General features: G+C 59.5%; 20 protein-coding genes. 13 read left to right on the plus strand and 7 right to left on the minus strand.

The genetic code is table 11. The features are described from left to right. Positions 1-8: 8 nt before the first annotated feature. The 5 genes from I2I05_RS20935 to I2I05_RS20950 all read right to left on the minus strand — a co-directional run bounded on the left by I2I05_RS20935 (position 9) and on the right by I2I05_RS20950 (position 5755). Complete coding sequence (locus I2I05_RS20935; RefSeq protein ID WP_196284221.1) at positions 9-2210, minus strand: DUF3945 domain-containing protein; 2202 nt, start codon at positions 2208-2210, stop codon at positions 9-11. A 158-nt stretch (positions 2211-2368) separates the two neighbouring features. Further along, on the minus strand, positions 2369-2650 hold the full coding sequence (locus I2I05_RS22545) for a hypothetical protein (RefSeq protein ID WP_449555675.1): 282 nt from the start codon (positions 2648-2650) through the stop codon (positions 2369-2371). After that, a complete protein-coding gene (gene mobC, locus I2I05_RS20940) occupies positions 2584-4377 on the minus strand; it encodes a conjugal transfer protein MobC (protein WP_449555676.1) in 1794 nt (597 codons plus the stop codon). The genes I2I05_RS22545 and mobC overlap by 67 nt, the downstream gene beginning before the upstream one ends. Positions 4378-4562: 185 nt before the next feature. Further along, positions 4563-5438: a relaxase/mobilization nuclease domain-containing protein gene (locus I2I05_RS20945; protein WP_196284222.1), complete on the minus strand. Its 876-nt coding sequence runs from the start codon at positions 5436-5438 to the stop codon at positions 4563-4565. Beyond that, complete coding sequence (locus I2I05_RS20950) at positions 5435-5755, minus strand: plasmid mobilization protein (protein ID WP_196284223.1); 321 nt, start codon at positions 5753-5755, stop codon at positions 5435-5437. The genes I2I05_RS20945 and I2I05_RS20950 overlap by 4 nt, the downstream gene beginning before the upstream one ends. Positions 5756-6403: 648 nt before the next feature. On the opposite strand from I2I05_RS20950, the gene I2I05_RS20955 reads away from it, so the two are divergent. From I2I05_RS20955 to I2I05_RS21005, 11 genes are all read left to right on the plus strand, one after another. Further along, on the plus strand, positions 6404-7213 hold the full coding sequence (locus tag I2I05_RS20955; protein ID WP_196284224.1) for a ParA family protein: 810 nt from the start codon (positions 6404-6406) through the stop codon (positions 7211-7213). Positions 7214-7225: 12 nt separating this feature from the next. Next, positions 7226-7885: a hypothetical protein gene (locus tag I2I05_RS20960; RefSeq protein ID WP_196284225.1), complete on the plus strand. Its 660-nt coding sequence runs from the start codon at positions 7226-7228 to the stop codon at positions 7883-7885. 208 nt (positions 7886-8093) lie between these two features. Continuing rightward, the gene (locus tag I2I05_RS20965; protein ID WP_196284226.1) at positions 8094-8639 is read left to right on the plus strand and encodes a hypothetical protein; all 546 of its coding nucleotides are present in this window, start codon (positions 8094-8096) and stop codon (positions 8637-8639) included. 6 nt (positions 8640-8645) lie between these two features. Then, positions 8646-9914 carry a sensor histidine kinase gene (locus tag I2I05_RS20970; RefSeq protein ID WP_196284227.1) on the plus strand — a complete coding sequence of 423 codons (1269 nt, stop codon included), beginning with the start codon at positions 8646-8648 and terminating at the stop codon, positions 9912-9914. Positions 9915-9956: 42 nt separating this feature from the next. Beyond that, positions 9957-10214, plus strand: a complete 258-nt coding sequence (locus tag I2I05_RS20975; RefSeq protein WP_196284228.1) for a response regulator — start codon at positions 9957-9959, stop codon at positions 10212-10214. Positions 10215-10295: 81 nt separating this feature from the next. Continuing rightward, positions 10296-10718, plus strand: coding sequence for a LytR/AlgR family response regulator transcription factor (locus tag I2I05_RS20980; RefSeq protein ID WP_196284229.1), 423 nt, complete (start codon positions 10296-10298; stop codon positions 10716-10718). Positions 10719-10820: 102 nt separating this feature from the next. Then, positions 10821-11219, plus strand: a complete 399-nt coding sequence (locus I2I05_RS20985; protein ID WP_196284230.1) for a hypothetical protein — start codon at positions 10821-10823, stop codon at positions 11217-11219. Between the two features lie 103 nt (positions 11220-11322). After that, a complete protein-coding gene (locus tag I2I05_RS20990; protein WP_196284231.1) occupies positions 11323-11826 on the plus strand; it encodes a hypothetical protein in 504 nt (167 codons plus the stop codon). Between the two features lie 116 nt (positions 11827-11942). Beyond that, on the plus strand, positions 11943-12647 hold the full coding sequence (locus tag I2I05_RS20995; protein ID WP_196284232.1) for a porin family protein: 705 nt from the start codon (positions 11943-11945) through the stop codon (positions 12645-12647). A gap of 167 nt (positions 12648-12814) precedes the next feature. Continuing rightward, positions 12815-13384, plus strand: coding sequence for a hypothetical protein (locus tag I2I05_RS21000; RefSeq protein ID WP_196284233.1), 570 nt, complete (start codon positions 12815-12817; stop codon positions 13382-13384). A 317-nt stretch (positions 13385-13701) separates the two neighbouring features. After that, on the plus strand, positions 13702-14220 hold the full coding sequence (locus I2I05_RS21005) for a hypothetical protein (RefSeq protein WP_196284234.1): 519 nt from the start codon (positions 13702-13704) through the stop codon (positions 14218-14220). 397 nt (positions 14221-14617) lie between these two features. Here the strand turns inward: I2I05_RS21005 and I2I05_RS21010 are convergent, their stop codons facing one another. After that, the gene (locus I2I05_RS21010; RefSeq protein ID WP_196284235.1) at positions 14618-15100 is read right to left on the minus strand and encodes an SMI1/KNR4 family protein; all 483 of its coding nucleotides are present in this window, start codon (positions 15098-15100) and stop codon (positions 14618-14620) included. Between the two features lie 64 nt (positions 15101-15164). Here I2I05_RS21010 and I2I05_RS21015 point away from each other — a divergent pair, with 64 nt between their 5' ends. After that, the gene (locus tag I2I05_RS21015) at positions 15165-15644 is read left to right on the plus strand and encodes a hypothetical protein (protein ID WP_196284236.1); all 480 of its coding nucleotides are present in this window, start codon (positions 15165-15167) and stop codon (positions 15642-15644) included. Between the two features lie 188 nt (positions 15645-15832). Here I2I05_RS21015 and I2I05_RS21020 read toward each other — a convergent pair whose 3' ends face one another. Then, the gene (locus I2I05_RS21020; protein ID WP_230688461.1) at positions 15833-16417 is read right to left on the minus strand and encodes a hypothetical protein; all 585 of its coding nucleotides are present in this window, start codon (positions 16415-16417) and stop codon (positions 15833-15835) included. 121 nt (positions 16418-16538) lie between these two features. Here I2I05_RS21020 and I2I05_RS21025 point away from each other — a divergent pair, with 121 nt between their 5' ends. After that, on the plus strand, positions 16539-17039 hold the full coding sequence (locus I2I05_RS21025; protein ID WP_196284237.1) for a hypothetical protein: 501 nt from the start codon (positions 16539-16541) through the stop codon (positions 17037-17039). The last annotated feature ends 119 nt before the right edge of the window (positions 17040-17158 follow it).

Raw genomic sequence — 17158 nt, forward strand, 5'->3', positions numbered from 1 at the left:
ATAGGCGGCTATCCCAAGCGAGGTTTAGGGCCGACAACTGACTGCTTGCTCGGAGGTGCTTGCGCTGCTGGCGCGGCCGTGGTCACCGGTGAGGTCGCTTTTATTGCCTGCCCTGGGCGGGGGTCCAGTCGCCGAGTTAGCTCGCGAGCGGCGGGCCGCACCTCGAGGCAGGCCTTGGGCGCGTTCACCCGCACGGTGCCGTCGAACGAGGGGCAACCGGGGCCGCTGGCCATGTTGGAGAGCGCCACCACTTTGCCTTCGCGCAGGTCGTGGCTTTGCTCGGGGGTAAGTTTGACGCCGGCCACGGTATCGTGCAGCGTCACCCGGGTTTCGGGCATGACCACCACCTTGTTCATGGCCTTGTCCACGGCCACGTAGCCGTTGTACTCGCGGCCCTGCTCGTCCTTGAGGCCGCGCACCAGGCCCGCGTGGCCATCGGTTTCCAGGCGCTGACGCTGCTCAGAGGTGAAGGGCTGGCCACCAATCTCATTAGGGACAACCAGCTTCTCCTGGGGTAATTCCATTTGCAGGGTAGCCGAGCCATCCGCTTCGCGGTGCAGCACCATCTTGCCCTCGAATTTCACTGGCTCCCGCCCTTCCCGACCCGCCACCTGCATGGGCAGCAAATCGGTTTTCTCGCCCTTGAGCAGCTTTTGCAGCTGGCCACTGGCAGCTAGTATTTCCAGGTTAAGCCCGAGGGATGCCAACACTTTCCGCGGCACCTCGCCGTATTGAAACCGCCGGGCCGCGGGCTTGGGTGGCGTCGCCGCGGCTTTCGCATCTTCCGCCCCGAGCCCGGCGGCCCTGCTGGGCTTGGTTGCAGCCGCTGCCAGCGGTTGCGGCGACAGATTCGGCTGGGCCGGGCCCGCCTGTCGAGTAAGCCGGGCCTGCAGTTCCTGGCGGGTTTGCTCGTAATCAACCTCCAGGCTTTGCCGGGTCTTTGGGCCGCCGTTCAGGTGGGCGTAGAAGATTTTCAGAAACGCCGACGCGGGGTTGCCGCTGGTGTCGATGTCGAAAATGCTCTTACCGTTGCGAATGACCTGCTCGCTGGTCTTGCCCTGCCGCTGGGCCACCTGCTGCACGCGCTGTCCGGCGGCGGCCTGCTGCACCTGCTCGGGGCCGGTGAGCGCGTGCTTGGGCACGGCCGAAAGCTGCGCGCTGAGCGCATCCCACTGCGACGCCCCAAACGCCTGACGAACCTGCTGGCTGCGCGGCGACTCATAATCGCTCCCGTAGCCAGCCGCCTGCCGCCGGACGGCCGCCTGCGCGGGCTTTTCCACCACGGCCACGCCGTGGCCTACTTGCCGGAAGCCCTGCAGCGTGGCTTCAAGTTGGCCCAGCTGGTGTGAGCCCGGGTCGTAGCTTACACCGAAGCCGCCGCGGAGCTTGCCCGCCGGGTCGCGCTCCAGCTGCAACGCGCCCACGGCTACCCCAGCCTCCCGGAGTTGGCCGAGGTAGGCCCGCATTTCCAGCAGCGGGGCCACTTCTGCACCTTGCTGCTGCCATTGAATCTGCAAGTCGCCCACCTGGGGGGGCCCTGCAACCCTTGGAGCTTCCGGCAGGGTCGGTTCCGCAACGATTGGAGCCGGAGGCAGGTCGATAGCACGTTGGGGTCCTTTCCCCTCCCCTACCGGTTCCGTGGGCGCCGGCTGTACCGTTGGTGGCGTTTCTTTTACGGGGCCGGGGCTCACTTGCTCCCGCCGTTGGCTTTTAACGCCTTCCTCGCCAACAGCAGGCTCTTGCTCCCAGCGGGCGGTAGCGACTTTTTCCTCTGGTTCCACGCCCTGCTGGCTCAGCTTGCCATCCTGTGCGGGCATGGGGGCCGGCTCCCCGAATACGGGACGAAATGGCTCCTGGGCATTGGGGCTAAAGCCCACGCGGCCCTGCTGGACTACTTTCCAGTTGTCGCCAATCTTTTCCAGCAGCGTGGGTCGTTCCAGCCGTACATATTGGTCGGTCTGGCTGGGGATTTTCACTAACTGGTACACGCGGCCGAGTGTGTCGGTGTACGAGCTCATCAGCGTTTCGTCGGCACCGGGCGCCGGCAGCAGAGCCGCCTGGTTGGGGTTGGCCGGATTCAGCTGCACTTGAAACAGGCTGTGGGGCGCCTGCTTAAGCTCCAGCCAATTGCCGGCAATGTTGCCGTTGGCGATGGGCAGCTGGCTCAGGTACAGCGGCGCCGGGGTCGGGTTTTCATCTTGCTCTGCCATGGAACGGAGGGTTTAGGGAGAAGGCCGAAGCGGAATTCGACGCTGCAAACCTATTCGGGGCGCAAACCTGATTGGCGGAAAGTTGACGAACAGTTGAAAACGGGGGATGAGCAGCGAGTACAACACACGAATGACCCATTGACTGGGCACCGATGGCCCTATTTTTCCACCTTCTCCTTGATGAGGTGGCGCAGAGCCGGGTCCTGCTTGATGCGGAGAAGCTCCCGTGCGCATAGCTGCTTCACATCGGTTTTAATGCGGTTAAAGTTGGCCTTAATCATCTCGTCGTCCTCGTCCTCGCCCGTGGCCGGGTTGACGAAGCTGGTGATATCCGGGATGGGCAGGTAGGCGCTGGTTTCGGCTGCGACCGTTTTCACGTCCACTTGAATCCGGGCGTGAAACACCTTCTGGCCGATTTCCTCGCCGAAGTTGTCGGCCACGGCCCCCACGAATTGCCTTGCGTCAGGTTGGCAATGGTGCTGGGCGGAATCATGCTGTCCATCTGGGTGGATAGGCTGGTGCTGGTTTCACGCAGGTTGATGCTCAGACTTTGGCGCTGCTGCAGAATTTTGCCAAACCGCTCGCTCAGCCACTTGCCGCTGTTGCCGGCCACCTGCCCGCTGAACACATTACCCACCGTGTTTTTGATGACCTCGGCCTCCCGCTGGCCGTAGTCGCGCTCCAGCTGCGAGAAGTCCTGGAAGCCCAGGCAGGTAGATACCTTGTTGCTGCGGGCCGTCGCAATCAGGTTGTCGAGCCCCTTGAAATAGATGGTGGGTAACTCGTCGATGATGAGCGAGGACTTGCGCTTGCCCTTTTGGTTGACCAGCTTCACCAGGCGCGCGTTGTAGAGGCCCAGCGCCGCCCCGTAAATGGCCTGCCGCTCGGGGTTGTTGCCCACGCACAACACCTTGGGCTCTTCGTTACTGTTGATGTCGAGCGTGAAGTCATTGCCCGACATCACCCAGTAGAGCTGCGGGGAAGCCAGGCGACCCAGTGGAATGCGGGCGCTGGCAATCTGGCCTTCCAGCTGCTCGATAGCGTCCTTCTGAAAGGCGGATACGAAGGGCTTAACCAGGTTTTCAATCTCGGGATAGGAAGCTAGCACGGGGAAAATTTCCTCGTAGTCGCGGCTCAGGAATTCGATGACGTGGGGGAAGGTGCAGTACTTGCCTTTCTCGAACAGCCTCAAAAACCAGATAATAGCGGCCACGAAGTTGATGGGTGACTCGACGAAGAAGTCGCCCTGCTTTTGAATCCAGCTCTTGTTGAGGTTGAGCATGATGGTGGAGGCGCTTTCATAGGCGTCCACGATGTCGGACATAAGCTCCGGGAGCAGCGGGTTACAGCGGTGGCTTTTGCGCGGGTTGTCGAAGTTGATGACGTAAAAGCCCACCGGGCGGTCGAACTTGTCCTGGTGGCGCAGCAGCGTGTTGTAGCATATGCGGCTCAAATCGTCAAACTTGTAGTCGTAGATGTACATGCAGAAGCCCTTGGCCAAGTGCTGCCGGATGAATTCGTTGATGATGGCAAAACTCTTACCCGAGCCGGGCGTGCCCAGCACCATGGTGGCCCGAAAAGGATTCACGACGTTCAGCCAACCGTGGTGCCGCTTGCCCCGCAGCTGGTACTCGGTGCGCAGGTTCACCGAGTACTCGTTTTCCATCAGGCGCTCCTCCTGCGGAAAGCTCTCGTTTTCTTTGTTGAAGATGTCCTTCATCAGGTCGTGGTTGAAGAGCCGGCTCAGCCAGGCCCCGGCGCTGAGCAGCAGCAGAAAGCCTACCGACAGCAGCGCCGCATATAAGGCTGTAGCCAGCCCGGCGGGCATCGTCAGGCGGTGCAGCAGGTCCGACCCGTACAGCAGGGCCAAGCCAATGACAGCATAGCCCGCAACGGAAACGCCCTTTACTTTCTCATCCTTGCGGCCCCGAGTGCCCAGGCAGCTCAGCAGCAGAAACACCACGGCCAAAGTCTTACTCACCCAACTGGCCTTGAACAGGAAGGTGTTGCGGGTGAAGCTCTCCAGTAAACGCACGACCACCGCCGGGGCCCAGCCCAGCGCTTTGAAGTAGCCGAAGCAATAGTAGTAGATGTTCAAGCCTAGCAACACGATGGCAACAAGGCGCATGAACTCCATGATTTTCCGTAATCCCTTTTCGTCTTCCATCAGCTAGCGCACAGTTGGTGTTGAATCCAGCAACCTACAAGCTGGCTGGGCCCGCGCCGGGGACATTTTGACGAATGGCAGAAAGTACGCGCCGAGGCGCTGATACCGCACACGAACGGCACCGCATCCAGGCCATAATTAGGTCGTGGCGCCGCTGCTCGGAGTAGTGGTGCCGAGCCAGACGCCTACCTGGCTGGGCCCTTTCTCCGTGTTGCCGACAAAGGCTTGTGGCCTTCCGCTTTCGCGGCGGTAGGTACTGGTTGGATTAAGCCCTTCTCCGGCTCAGCTTGGAGCGTCGGCGACTGCCGCTTGGCGTAAGCGGCGAAGGCCTCGCGTACTGCTGCCGCTTTGAAGCCCACATCCTGTCCTCTGACCCGTATTCCTTGCAGTTCAAAGCTAACCCCGCGCAGGGTGCCGCCTTTGTCATGGGTGTAGCGCACGCTTATCTGCTGTTGATGCAGCTGCGCGGCCAACCACTCCTCCCCTCCCCTACTTACCTGGCCCGATGCTTTTAGCAGCGACTGGCTAATTTGCTTCCGGACCGATTCCTTTTCCGGGTCCATATCCTTGATGCTACGGCGGCGTTCGGGGATGGGCTGCATGCCCAACTCCTGGCTTATCTGATTGGTGATGGCGGGCTGCCGGTAGAAATTATTGTCCGTCCGCAGGGCCGGGCCACCATCAATCGGCACCCGATTTAGGTAGACGTGGATGTGGGCGTGCTTCTTGTCGCGATGCTCATACGCCACCACCTGATGGCGGTCGACAGGCGCCCCGATTAACTCACAGTAGCGCCGGGCGGCCACTACCTTTTGCCCTTGGCTAAGCTCCTCCCCTTCCGCCCAGGAAAGCACCGTATGCCACAAGGGCTTCCGCACTTTCCGGCTTCGGCTGGCCATTGCTTTCATCTCCTGCGCCATCTCTTTGGGGCTGCCCGGGATGACGTTGGAAACAACCAACAGCAAGGCTTCACTCGGCCCTTTTTCCTTGCCATGGCGCAGCCCGGCCCCGTAGGTAAGCGCGCCTTCAAAGTCGCTACCCGTGATAGTTTTTGCTATCATACTAGGTAGCTCCTTATGACGGCAAGGGCTTGCACGAGCTGCTCTTCGTAGCTGCGGAAAGCCTTATCGGCTTGGGCCATTCGGGTAAGTTGATTTAAGTTGATGCCGATGCCCACCAGTTGCCGTCGCAATTCTGGGGGGAGCAATTGTTTAATTTCGGCACCCATCCCAATGACCCGGAGATAATCAGAAACTTTCTTGAAGCCGGCGGCTCTGGACTTGGCCTCAATTGCGTTCTTCTCTTCCTCAGTCACGCGAAAGTGTATCCGTTGGTCACGATTTGGCTCAACGGCATCGTGCTTGGTTTTGGCGGTCATAGTTCCTTTTGTGGCTTCCAGATCTTACTTACGGTTAAATTTATTTCAGGGATAGTTACAGCAATCTGCTGCAGTTATTCAAGCTCATTATGATTTAAAAGCGTTTCGTGGGAATTTCGGAATCACCGGTTAGCAAAGACATGGCTTGCTAACCGGTGGACGAGCCGGTTGAATGAGGCAGTTGAACACGACCAGCACCAGCCTATATCATGCTTCACTGCTTCAATATTTCATTGCTTCATTGAAGCATGATTACTGCCTTTGCGCCACTGAATACTGGTGGGCATCTATTTGGTGTGCAACCGATTTAGGCAAACGGAACTTTCGCTTCAATGCTTCATTGCTTCAAGACTTCACTGCTTCAAATCAAACACCAAAGCCAATGCTGTTTGCCAGGTCATTAATGCTTCGGTGCTTCCTTGCTTCAAAGCCTCATTACTTTATTGCTTCATTGAAGCATTGCCTCAATGCTTCAAATTTTTATTGCTTCGATGCTTCATAGTTCCGATGCTTCAGTGTAACTTTGAAGCATTGCATCCTTGCCTCACCGCTTCAAATAAGCACTGCTGCAATGATTCATTGCTTCGTTGAAGCATTGAAGCATCGACTCACATTTTAAGCCAAACGCCTTCAACCGCTCTTTCTTGTATGAAAAAACCCCGTGTAATTGCCTTCGCAACTCAGAAAGGAGGGGCGGGCAAGTCGACCATCGGGACGCACGTCGCCTCGGCGCTCTGCTACCTCTACGGCTACAAAGTCGCTATGCTTGACTGCGACTACCCGCAGAATACCCTGCACGCTTACCGCAACCACGAGCAGCAGCTGCTGCAGTCCGACGTGGCGTTTCAGGAGCGGCTCATCAAGCAGGGGGTGACCCCGTACCCCATTGCCATCTCCAGCATGGAAAAGGCCGTGGACGCCATCGATACGCTGGCCGAAAAGGAATACGACTTCATCCTGGTTGATACCCCCGGGACGGTAAATGTCTCGGGCCTGAGCGAGCTGCTCGAGCGGGTAGAGTACATCTTCCTGCCCATGGAGCCGGACATGGGCACCATTGCCTCGACGATGTCCTACATGCATATCCTGGGCAACTTCACCCAGGCCCAGCGGCCCGAATCAAATCTGGTGGGTTTCTACGCCTTCTGGAACAAGTTCATCAAAGCCGAGAAGCGCACGGTCTATATTAAAACCGCTGACCTCTTCCGTGAGAAGGGCTACCCGCTGCTCAACAGCCGGGTGGAATCTTTGGTCAGCATCAAGGACAAGCGCTCCACCATGTTTCCCATGCCGGAAAAGGAGCTGGGCAAGCTCGGGCTGGGCAGTCTGATTACCGAGATTCTGACGCTGGTGGTCGGCCAGGGCACCATGACGCCCTCGGGCAAGCGCCTGGAATTCGCCCCGGTGGAGTTTGAACTGCCCACGCCCGCCGTTACCCTCGACGACAACGCCAAATAACCGCTTCCCACCATGGCCAAGAAAACACCAGAATCGAAAGAAGACGCGGCCGCTCGGCGCCAGCGCGAATTAGCGGCGCTCACCTCGGGCGTGGCCGCCTTCAGCCTGATGGGCGAGGCTCCGGTCGTAGCTCCAGCTCCCGTAGAAGCACCGGCAGCGCCAGTACCAGCAGCCACCACGGCCGCACCGGCGGCCCCGCAACCGGCAAGCAGCGAACCCGAAGGAAAAAAGGTCGGGGCCCAGGCATCGGCTGCCCCAGCGGTTGTCAAAGTCGCCACGAAAGCGGCGGTTCCGGCGAATAGGGCAGGGGAGGAGCCCGCCTCCCCCAGCGCGGTAACTACGTCAGCAGCCTCCCCGCCTGCCGAGGAAGATGACGAGGAAGTCGACTCGGAGGAAGATGACGCCTTACCCGAGACGCCAGCCGTGGCGGAAACCAGCGAGTTGGACCTGAACCGGCTGTTTGTACCCTCCAGTGAAAAGAAGGGGACCACCCTGCGTATAACGGCCGACCACCAGCAGTTTTTCACCAACCTGGGCTTTCTGCTCGGCAACGGGGCTTCCGCGCCGGATATCATCCACAACATCCTCAACCGCTTCCGGGCCGACCACGAGGCGCAGATTCAGAAGGCCATGAAAAAGCAGATGCGCCAAATGATGGCCCCAAAAAAGTAGCCTCGACCATTACTTGCCTTAAACCCCGGGCCTCCATTAGTCCGGGGCACTTTCCCTCTCTACCCAGCAACTCCCCCGTCCCTGCCTGATAGGGTAGGGGAGGGGCTGCCTTTGCCGCCCTGTATGACCTTAAGCTTTCCTTCTGTATCGCTTCACCTCCTAGCCAATCCGCTGCATGGGTCGCGGTAGGTGGTGGATTTCGTTGGCCTTGACCCTCGCGTTAGCCCGCGTCACGACGGGAACGGCCCAGACACCCGAAACCCAGAACCAGGCGGCGGGCTCGGCGCCGGCCATCGATTCGCTGCGGGGGCTCCTGCACCAAAAGCAGCCGGACTCCGTGCGTTACCATAGGCTGCAGGCCTTGAGTCAGGCATTGTTTGCGGAGAACGAGCCGGAAGCCCGCCGGGTGGGGGAGCAGGCCGTGCAACTCGCCCGCCACCGGCGCGACTGGCCGGGAGCCGCCGATGCCTTGTACCAGCTGGTGGTAAACTGCGAGCGGGCCGCCGATTACGTGGCGGCCATGCAGTACAGCCAGGAAGGAGTGGAGGTCGCGCAGGCGCACCAGCTGCCGGATGAGTGGCGATTTACGCAGTGCCTGGCCCTGGTATCGGTGGACACCAAGGACGTGGCCAATGGGTTAAAGTTCATGCAGCAGGCCTACCGCCAGCAGGCCGCGGCGGGAAACGTCAGCCCCCGCGAGCGGGGCGGCCTGCTGCTCAACCTGGCCAACACCTTTCTGTTAATGCAGCGCTAGGACTCGGTGCTGCACTACGCCACCCGGGCTTTGCCCTACATGCAGCGGGCGAAGGATGCGCGCGGGCTGGGTTACGTGTACCAGTTTCGGGGCGAGGTGTACGCCATGATGCGTCCTCAGTCCGGGGCCACGCTGAGTGCGGCGGCCGTGAACATGAACCGGGCCCTGCGCATCATGCAGCGTAACGGCTTTCGGCCCCAGGTTGCCAGCTCCGCCCTGTCGTTGGCCCGCGTGTACCGGCTGGAAGTACAGCCGGAGGCCTCGCAGCGCATGGCCGAGCTCGCTCTCTCCGTGGCGCGAGAGCTGAAAATGCCCGACTACCAGGCGGACGCGCTGGCCAGCCTGGCCTGGGCTCACGCCGACCAGGGCCGGGTGGGCCACTCTTTCGATTTGGACAACCGGGCGCAGGACTTGCGGGACTCCCTGTTCAACGGCGACAAGGCGCAGGCCCTGGCCCAGGCGCAGGTGCGCTACGACGTGAAGTTGCTCACCGAGCAGAAGCGGGCCGCCGAGTTTGAGCAGCGCAGCCAGCCCGCCCAGCTGCAGTCGCTGTGGCTGCTGCTGGGCGGGCTGACGACGACCATTGGGGTAGGAGCGTGGCTGTACTGGCGGTTGCGGCGGCAGAAAGCGCTGCTGGCCCTGGCCAACCAGGCGAATTGCCGGGCGGTGGCCGAAAAGGAAGTGCTGCTGCAGGAGATTCACCACCGCGTGAAAAACAACCTACAGCTGGTAAGCGGTCTGCTCGCCTGGCAGCGCAGCACCCTGCCGGAGCCCGCGCTGGTGGCCGCCCTGGATGCCAGCCGGGCCCGAATCCAGAGCATGGCCCTGGTTCATGAATTCTTATATCAGGCCGATAATCTGGCCGAAGTGCGCATGGACCAATACCTGCGTGAACTGCTTGATTCGCTGCACAAAGCCCACGAATCGTCCCAGCAAATCATCCACCTGAGCACCGACCTGGCCCCCGTGCGCATGGCAGCCAAGGAAGCCAGCACCCTGGGATTGCTCGTAAACGAATTGGTGAGCAATGCGTACAAGCACGCTTTTCGGGGCCTGGCCCAGGGCCACCTGCACGTTTTTTTCGCCGGCGGTCCCACCGGCTTCCGGCTCACCGTCGTCGATAATGGAGCTGGTATGCCGGCCGCCAACGCGCCGACGAAAGCCCACTCGCTGGGCCTGCAGCTGGTGCGCACGCTCACCAAACAGCTGAAAGAAAGCCTTTTGGCAACATCCTCAATTACCTCGGGCACGCACGTGGAGGTCGCTCGTGAATGACGAGTCTCCCGACGCGCTCACCTATTCTACCATTTCTACCCCATGTCTACTATTCTCATTGTTGAAGATGAACTGCTTATTGCCGCGGAGATATCGCAAACCTTGGTTCGGCTGGGCCACACCCCGCTCGAACCCGTCGACAGCAGCGACGAAGCCCTCGGGGTGCTGGCCACGCAGCCCGTGGAGCTGGTGCTGATGGACATCAACATTTCCGGCGACTGCGACGGCATCGCGGCCGCTCTGCTCATCCGCCGGCAGTTTGCCGTGCCGGTGGTGTTTCTCACCGCCCGCTCCGACTAGGCGACCCTGAACCGAGCGAAACTGGCCCAGCCCTACGGCTACCTGGTCAAGCCTTTCACGGATGATTCCCTGCGGGTGCAGGTGGAGCTGGCCCTTTACAATGCCTACCAGGCCGGGCCCACCGGCCCTATCTCCGAAACCGCCAACGCCGGCACGGAGGTGCTGGGTCCGGCCGACCGGTGCCCCAAGTTCACGGACTACCTGTTTGTGCGCAAGGGCTCGGGCCACGTCAAAGTACTACTCGCCGACATCCTCTACTTCGAAGCCTTGCAGAACTACGTGCGGATGCACACGGTGCGGGAGAAATTCGTCTTCGACTCCACCATGAAAGAGCTGGAGCAGAAGCTGCCCAACCAATTCTTCAAAACCCACCGCTCCTACATCGTGAACCTGGACCGCGTTCAAGCTTACGAGGAGAGCAGTGTGCTGCTCGGCGAGGATTATGTTCCGGTTAGTCGTTCAACCAAGGATGAGCTAAAAACCCGCATTCATTTAATAGGCTAAGATAACATGCTATGGGGAGTGTGTTTAACTATAACCGAAATCACCGTTTCATTGAACATAGCTTTTCGCCACTTCTTAGCGGCCTAGGGCCTTTATTGCACGATGCAAGAGTCTATCGCCGCGGTGGTGATCGTCCTTCTGGTCGTGACCGGAATCAACATCGCCTACCGAAAACGATCCCCCATGTCCCCAGTAGGGCCGCATATAAAGGCCCTGCCCATGGCCCTATTCCAGGCGGTTCTGATCGCCTTGGTGGCGGGGATGCTCACGCACTTCTGGACCTTTTCGGCACCGGGCCTTTACCGCCTCCTGCTGGTTATCGCAGCCGTGATGATCCTCGTTTTTGGGCTGGTGAGGGGGATCAACTGGTGGCATCGAAAACGCTACCCCATGTCCCCTGCCGGGCCGCGGTTTAAGGCCCGGCGCGTGGCTTTACTGGCCGGAGCATTCGTGGTGGTATGGTTGTATGTGGGGCTTATTGTCTTGTATGGCACTAGGTAAAAGCTTGACAAAGGCTTGTTTTACTATTCGGACCCGTTCGCTGAACGGAAGGCTTTGGTGCGCGAAGAAAGAAAACATAGCAACGAAGCGCCATCTTTGCCGCATGCGTTCCTTTCTTTTTTTGGCCGTGGCCCTTCCCCTGGTGGTCGCCGCGGCTCCCTTCCCCACGCGCGCGTCCCTGCCGGTGGAAGCCCAACCCAGCCAAGCAGTGCCCGCAGCGCCCCCGCTGCCCCGCCACATGGTCTTTGATGTGCCGGCCCTCTGCGCCCTGACCATAGGCCAAATCCGGCGTCAGCTGGGCACTCCTAACCTGGACGACAGCGAGCCCATACCCGACCCGTCGCGCTTCGAAGAAACGCACTGGAGTAAAACGTACCGGCGGGAGGGAATGGAACTGCGTCTGGACTACGTGCGCAAAACGGGGAAAATCCTGCGCTGCTACCTCTCGCCAGCCGGCGACGCTGCTATCCCAGCGCAGGAACTGACTAGGTTGCTGGCCACCGGTCACCTCACAGGCCGACCCAAAGGTTTGCGCATCAAACCAATATTTGTGCACCAAGACCCCACGTCCCACCGCTATGCCACCGTGATGGTAGAGGTGCACTAAGCGAAAGGCTCCTTTTACTTTTGGGACCCTTTCGGTATCCGCTGGTCTATCTTGGGCCTTTCAACACCCTGCTCGCGCCGTTCCGCTGTTCGGTGGCCGCCTTGTTCGCCTGACCGATGACTTCCCCGCTTACGCCCGCCGTGCTCCTGCTCAGCGGCCTGCTGTTTGCCGCCCCTCAGCTCCACGCGCAACCCTCCTTTAGCCTGGGGCCGCGCGTGGGCCTCAACGCGGCCACTTCCCATGCCGCGTCCGGGCCAGACGACGGCAGCGTCCGCTACCGCCCCGGCGGCGAGGCCGGGCTCACCGGATCGCTTCGCTTCGGCCGGTTCGCGGTGCAGCCCGCCCTGCTCTACTCCCAGAAGGGGTACGCGTACCACGCCCGCATCGATTACCGGGACGGCACCGGCTTTGGCACCGCCGACTACGACGACCGGGTCCGCTTGGACTACCTGACGCTTCCGGTTTCGCTGGCCTATGGCCGACGCGCGGACGGCCAAGGGGTTCAGGTGTTTGCGGGCCCGTACCTGGCCCTGCTGCTCGGAGGCCGGTACGCGACGACCATCGCCGTTCCCTCGAACCCGCAGACCGCCCGCGGCAATATCTCCGTCGCGAAGGAGCCCGGGACCGGCCGCGTATTCCAGCGCTACGACGCCGGCCTGCAAGCCGGCTTGGGCTACCGTCGCCAAGCCCTGCTCTTCCAGGCCGGGTACAGCCTGGGCCTGCGGGCCGCGACGTCTTTTGGGGACCATCCCCCGCGCTACGCTTACAACCGCACCTTTCAGGCTTCGCTGAGCTACCTGTTTGCCCGACAAGCGCAGTAGGGCGCGCCCCCGGCGGCCAGACCAGGGCAGGCGGCGGCACCGTGGCGTAACCTTCTGCATTCAGAAAGGCGGCGAGTTTGTATCTAAATCACCGTTTGGCTGAACTTGGGCTGTTACTTTCCCGATTCAGAAAGCCTTACTTTGTATTGTTTCGCTCGCTCTTAGCTATGGCGTATTGGCTCGTTCTGCTCTGCGCTTGTTCCAGTACCTGTGCTTACGCGCAGTCGCCCGAACAGCCGCAAGCCATCCCGCCCACCTCCTATGTATTCGGCCATCCCCTGGCCACCGTCCGCACCAGTGCGCGGGCACAGTTGCAGGCCCGGCCCGGTTTTCGGTACATGCGCTTGAGGGCCTGCTCCCCGGGGGGCATGGAAGAACCCGCTGCGCGTGATACCAGCAGCTTGTGCCTGGTGTACTCCGGCCCCATTGGCTCCTCCGTCCGGTACGTGAACCAGCGCGGGGCCCCGCTCCCGTACTATGCAGATTTTCGCCTTCGCTTCACGCCCCTTGGCCCCGCCCAGACGCGGGTGGACGTGCTGACCCTGCATCCGCGTGTGGTCACCGGCGTTGCCCTGTTGCCCTCGTTGCCGCACTTTGTGCGGCAAGAGCGCACGACGCCCGTCGCCCCGTCGGGGTGGGAGGAATACGAATTGTTGCAGCTGCTCGGCCGTGGGTTACACGAACCCCACATGCCGACGGCGCCCCCACTTCCCGCCCCAACACGAATTGGCCGGTAGGCGAGCAGTTTAAGGCTCCTTTTGCGATTTGGACCGTTTTGCTGAACAATTAACTACTTTGGTTAAATGCTAAAACGTCTCGCCGGTTGGCCAACCCAACTCTTGGTCTTGCTATGGGCGCTGCCAAGTTCTGTGGAAGCCGGCAATGCCTTTCCCCATTCGCCAACGGATCTGCCCCTGTGGGGCCGACTCTTTCCCTTGTTCCTGGCGCTTCTCATTCTCATTGCCTGCGGAGTGCACGAGTTGAGAAAGAAGAAGCGATAATGCTCGTTTACCGCTCCGACCGTTTACGTGAACCACAATAGTAGCTTTGCCAGATGGGTTTTGCCTTCAAACGCCTCAACGGACCATTGCTGCTCGTTCATTTTCTAGCCGTCCCTTGTTTCATCCTGGGTGGGCAGCTGTTAGAGCGGATTCGGTGGGTGCCCCTGCGGCAGGCATTTCAAACCCATGGCTTAGCGGGCGCCCACCAAGTGAGTGGGATGACGGCGAGCGAAATGATTCTGCAGCTGCATCTGGGTCCCACTTACGCGTGGCTCGGGGCCATCCTGCTGGGGTGTTTGTTGTCGGGCTTGGTGGTTTGGCGCCGCCGAGAGAGCGCGGCCATCCCGTTGCTGCTGTTCGGCCTTGCGGTCGTCACCTCGTGGACGCATTACTACAACGAGCCGGGCAGGGTAATGCAAGGCCTCTCCAACCTGCTGGCGTTGTTTCCGCATGCGTCCCGGCAATCGCAGTTGGGCCTTGTTGGCAGTGCGCTGCTCGTGCTGGGCGTGGTGCCCTTTCTGCTGACATGGCCTCGCCCCGGTGCCGCGCCGACTGCGAAAGCAAGCGCATAGCTAAAATAACACTCCTTCCACTTTTTGGACCGTTTTTGTAAACTCTCAAGCTAACGACCTGATTCCGTAATTAGAGATCAGAGTTTTCGAGTCGTTGTTTCTGAACGTCTGCCGGGAGTGCTTCCCTGGGGCCGTCTTTTCCGGGAAAAGCGTATAGTAGCGCCATGATAAGCCCATTAAAGAGGCACACCCATACAACGAGGGGGATCCACCGGATGCGCCAATTGGACGTCCCTCCTGGACGTATTTCGACTGGAAAAGCAAACAGGCGCTTCAACATAACATACAGGAGTGCGTGGGTCAGCTACAGGAAAATCATAGCGTAAAGACAGTAAATGTAAGGTTTTGGCCTCCGTCAACTGAATTGCCGCGTTTAGCTTCGGACCGTTTTCCTGAACTACTCCTCTGGTAGCGAGTCGCTGTCAACCAAACCTGCGAGAAACACCGCGAAACTCTCGGCTAATTGCACCTCCTGCTCCATTTCCGTATCAATCCAGGCCACGGTGGGTTCTGGTCCGTTGCGGTAGTCCAAGCTAATAAAGCAGTGCCCGTCGCCGCTGAGCAGGACTTGCTTTTCGGGTAACCCCCATTCCTGGGTCAGGTACGCCGAATCCAACAAACTTGCCGGGCCGCTGTCACGGGGCGGGACCAGGCCGAAGAGCTCCTCAAAAGGGACATGCGTCGCGGACCAGGAGGTGGCCTGGGTGGTGAGAAACGCAAACCCCCGTGTATCGCCCCCGTTCTGCTGGGCCAGCAAAGCCAGTAATTCAGCCGACAGACGCACACCGAGTTCCTGCTCGGCCACAGGTACGTAGTCCGGGCGAAGAGGGGAAGCCGGCAAAGAGGATGGCGCCCAAAAAGCAGAAAGATTAATTGGCATGAGGCAAAGTAACCCTCCTTCTACCTTTCGGACCGTTTTCTTAGACTGAATAGTCCAACCTAATATGCTAAGCGTAAAATCAGATGCTGACGGAGGTGCCATTTCAATGCATTTAGCAGTGGAAGCAATTGGGCTGGATGAGAAAGCAGATTTATACTACTTGTCTCTCGAAGGTGAAGGAAACACACAGGAGCCTGATTCTACGGCCTTGTTTTCAACTATTGAGAGGCTTTTAAGCGGATGGCTCTTTCAGGTTAAAAACTTAGAAGCGCAGCAAGTAGCGTATCTGCCCTTTGATTTTTCGGATGAATACCTAGGGTGCTTAAAGTGCAAGCTTATTTCACCCGGAAAAGTCTCCATCTCTTACGGATATACACGAGAGCGCTATGGTCACAGTGTAATTCCTTCTCAATCAAAAGATTTTAAATTGTCTGAGGAAAGCTACATCCCTACTTCAGGTTCAGCGATTCTAGAAAGTGCTGTAGTAATCAATCACATTGAGGGTTGTATAAAATCTTTGATGAACGGTAAAGGAAGAAGGTAGCACTCGCCCTTTATGGCTTTACGCAATGTTGTAAATCAATTCACTGAGCATCGCTAATTACAGCAGTCTGCTGTAAGAGATAAGTCAGGATGGAAAGAAACGCTCCTTTTACTATTCGGACCGTTTTCCTGTACGGCGGGCACCGTTGGCACCCCGCTACTTTGCTTTGGCGTGTGCCTCAGCGGAACTCAGGCGTACGCGAAATAGACGATGGCGCTGCCGTGGCTTTTGGCAAATTCCAGAAACCGTTTAATGACGCGCAGGTCTTGCCCAAAATTGTTGTCCAGATAGTCGATTTCCCCTTCGCCTGCCTCGCGCAGGAAGTCCGCAAAGTAGCGGGGGCTGTCGAGCGTGTCACGCCGGCCGTGGTCAAGTAAACTCGGGAGGTTGTCCAGAGTCGCCAGCGCACTCATCAGTTCTTCTAGCGTGGCCAGCACCTTATCGATGTTACCGGTCAAGTTGGCCTTGGCCGTCTCGGCTTCCTGTAAGATTTGTTGCCGCTCTGTTTCACTCGCCGCCTGCTCTAACGCCCACTCCCGGGACATTTCATCCGGGTAGGTTTCCATCTGAGAAAGGGGCTGGATATCCACGCCCGTTAGCGCCCCTATCTGGTCTAACTCCGGTGTGCCCTCGCTCACGTGCGGCCGGCACATGAAATGGTAGAACGTCCGGCTTAAGTTGTACCGCTGACGGGGCTCTTGGTCCATCACGGCGTACAACTCTTCGTGGTTATCGGCCATCAGGTAGGCGTCCATTCCCATAAATTCAAGCATGGAGTTAAGTAAGCCACAAACCTATTCGAATAATAGGCTCCTTCCACTGAATGGCCGCGTTTAGCTTCCGACCCTTTAGCTGAACGCAATGCGTGCACCTTATCGCGCACTACTTTTGGGCATGACCCGTCTTGTGTATGTAGCCTTGTTAGGGGCAAGTGGGTGCGTTCGCCCCTCCGCCCCTGCGCCCGCTTCTTTCTCGGCCGAGGTAGCGACGAGCTACGCTCGCTTCCAAGATGTGCGCGCCGATGCCCAGCGGGCCGACAGCACGGTCGTGGTCTTCCCGTTTCACCCCGACGACACGCTCGCCTTCAGGCCCCGCTTGGTGCGCCCGGTCGGGCCGGTCACGCTCTCGCCAGCCGAGCGGCGGCTCGCCGACAGCTTGGTACAAGCTGTGGAACGGACCGAGCAGCTCCCGGCGTACCGCTACCGCCACCAGTACCTGCCGGCCGTGGACGGCCGCGGGGCCACGCACGTGTGGGTGCAGGGGTTTTGCCGCGTTCCCTCCTGGTGGACCACGCAGGCTACGTCGTACAAAGGGGGCGGGGATTGTTTCTACCAGGTCCAACTCAATTTGACCACCCGACGCTACGACGCTTTTCGCACCAACGCGCCAAAATAATACCCATACGCTCCTATTTTTAAACGGAGCGCGTTTAGCTTTCGACCGTTTGCTTAGCCTACTTACGCTGCAGCAACCGACTACTTTTGGTTTCTACTTCGCGCCGGCTTGGCCCACCC

This window comes from Hymenobacter jeongseonensis (assembly GCF_015694725.1).
GTDB lineage: Bacteria > Bacteroidota > Bacteroidia > Cytophagales > Hymenobacteraceae > Hymenobacter > Hymenobacter jeongseonensis.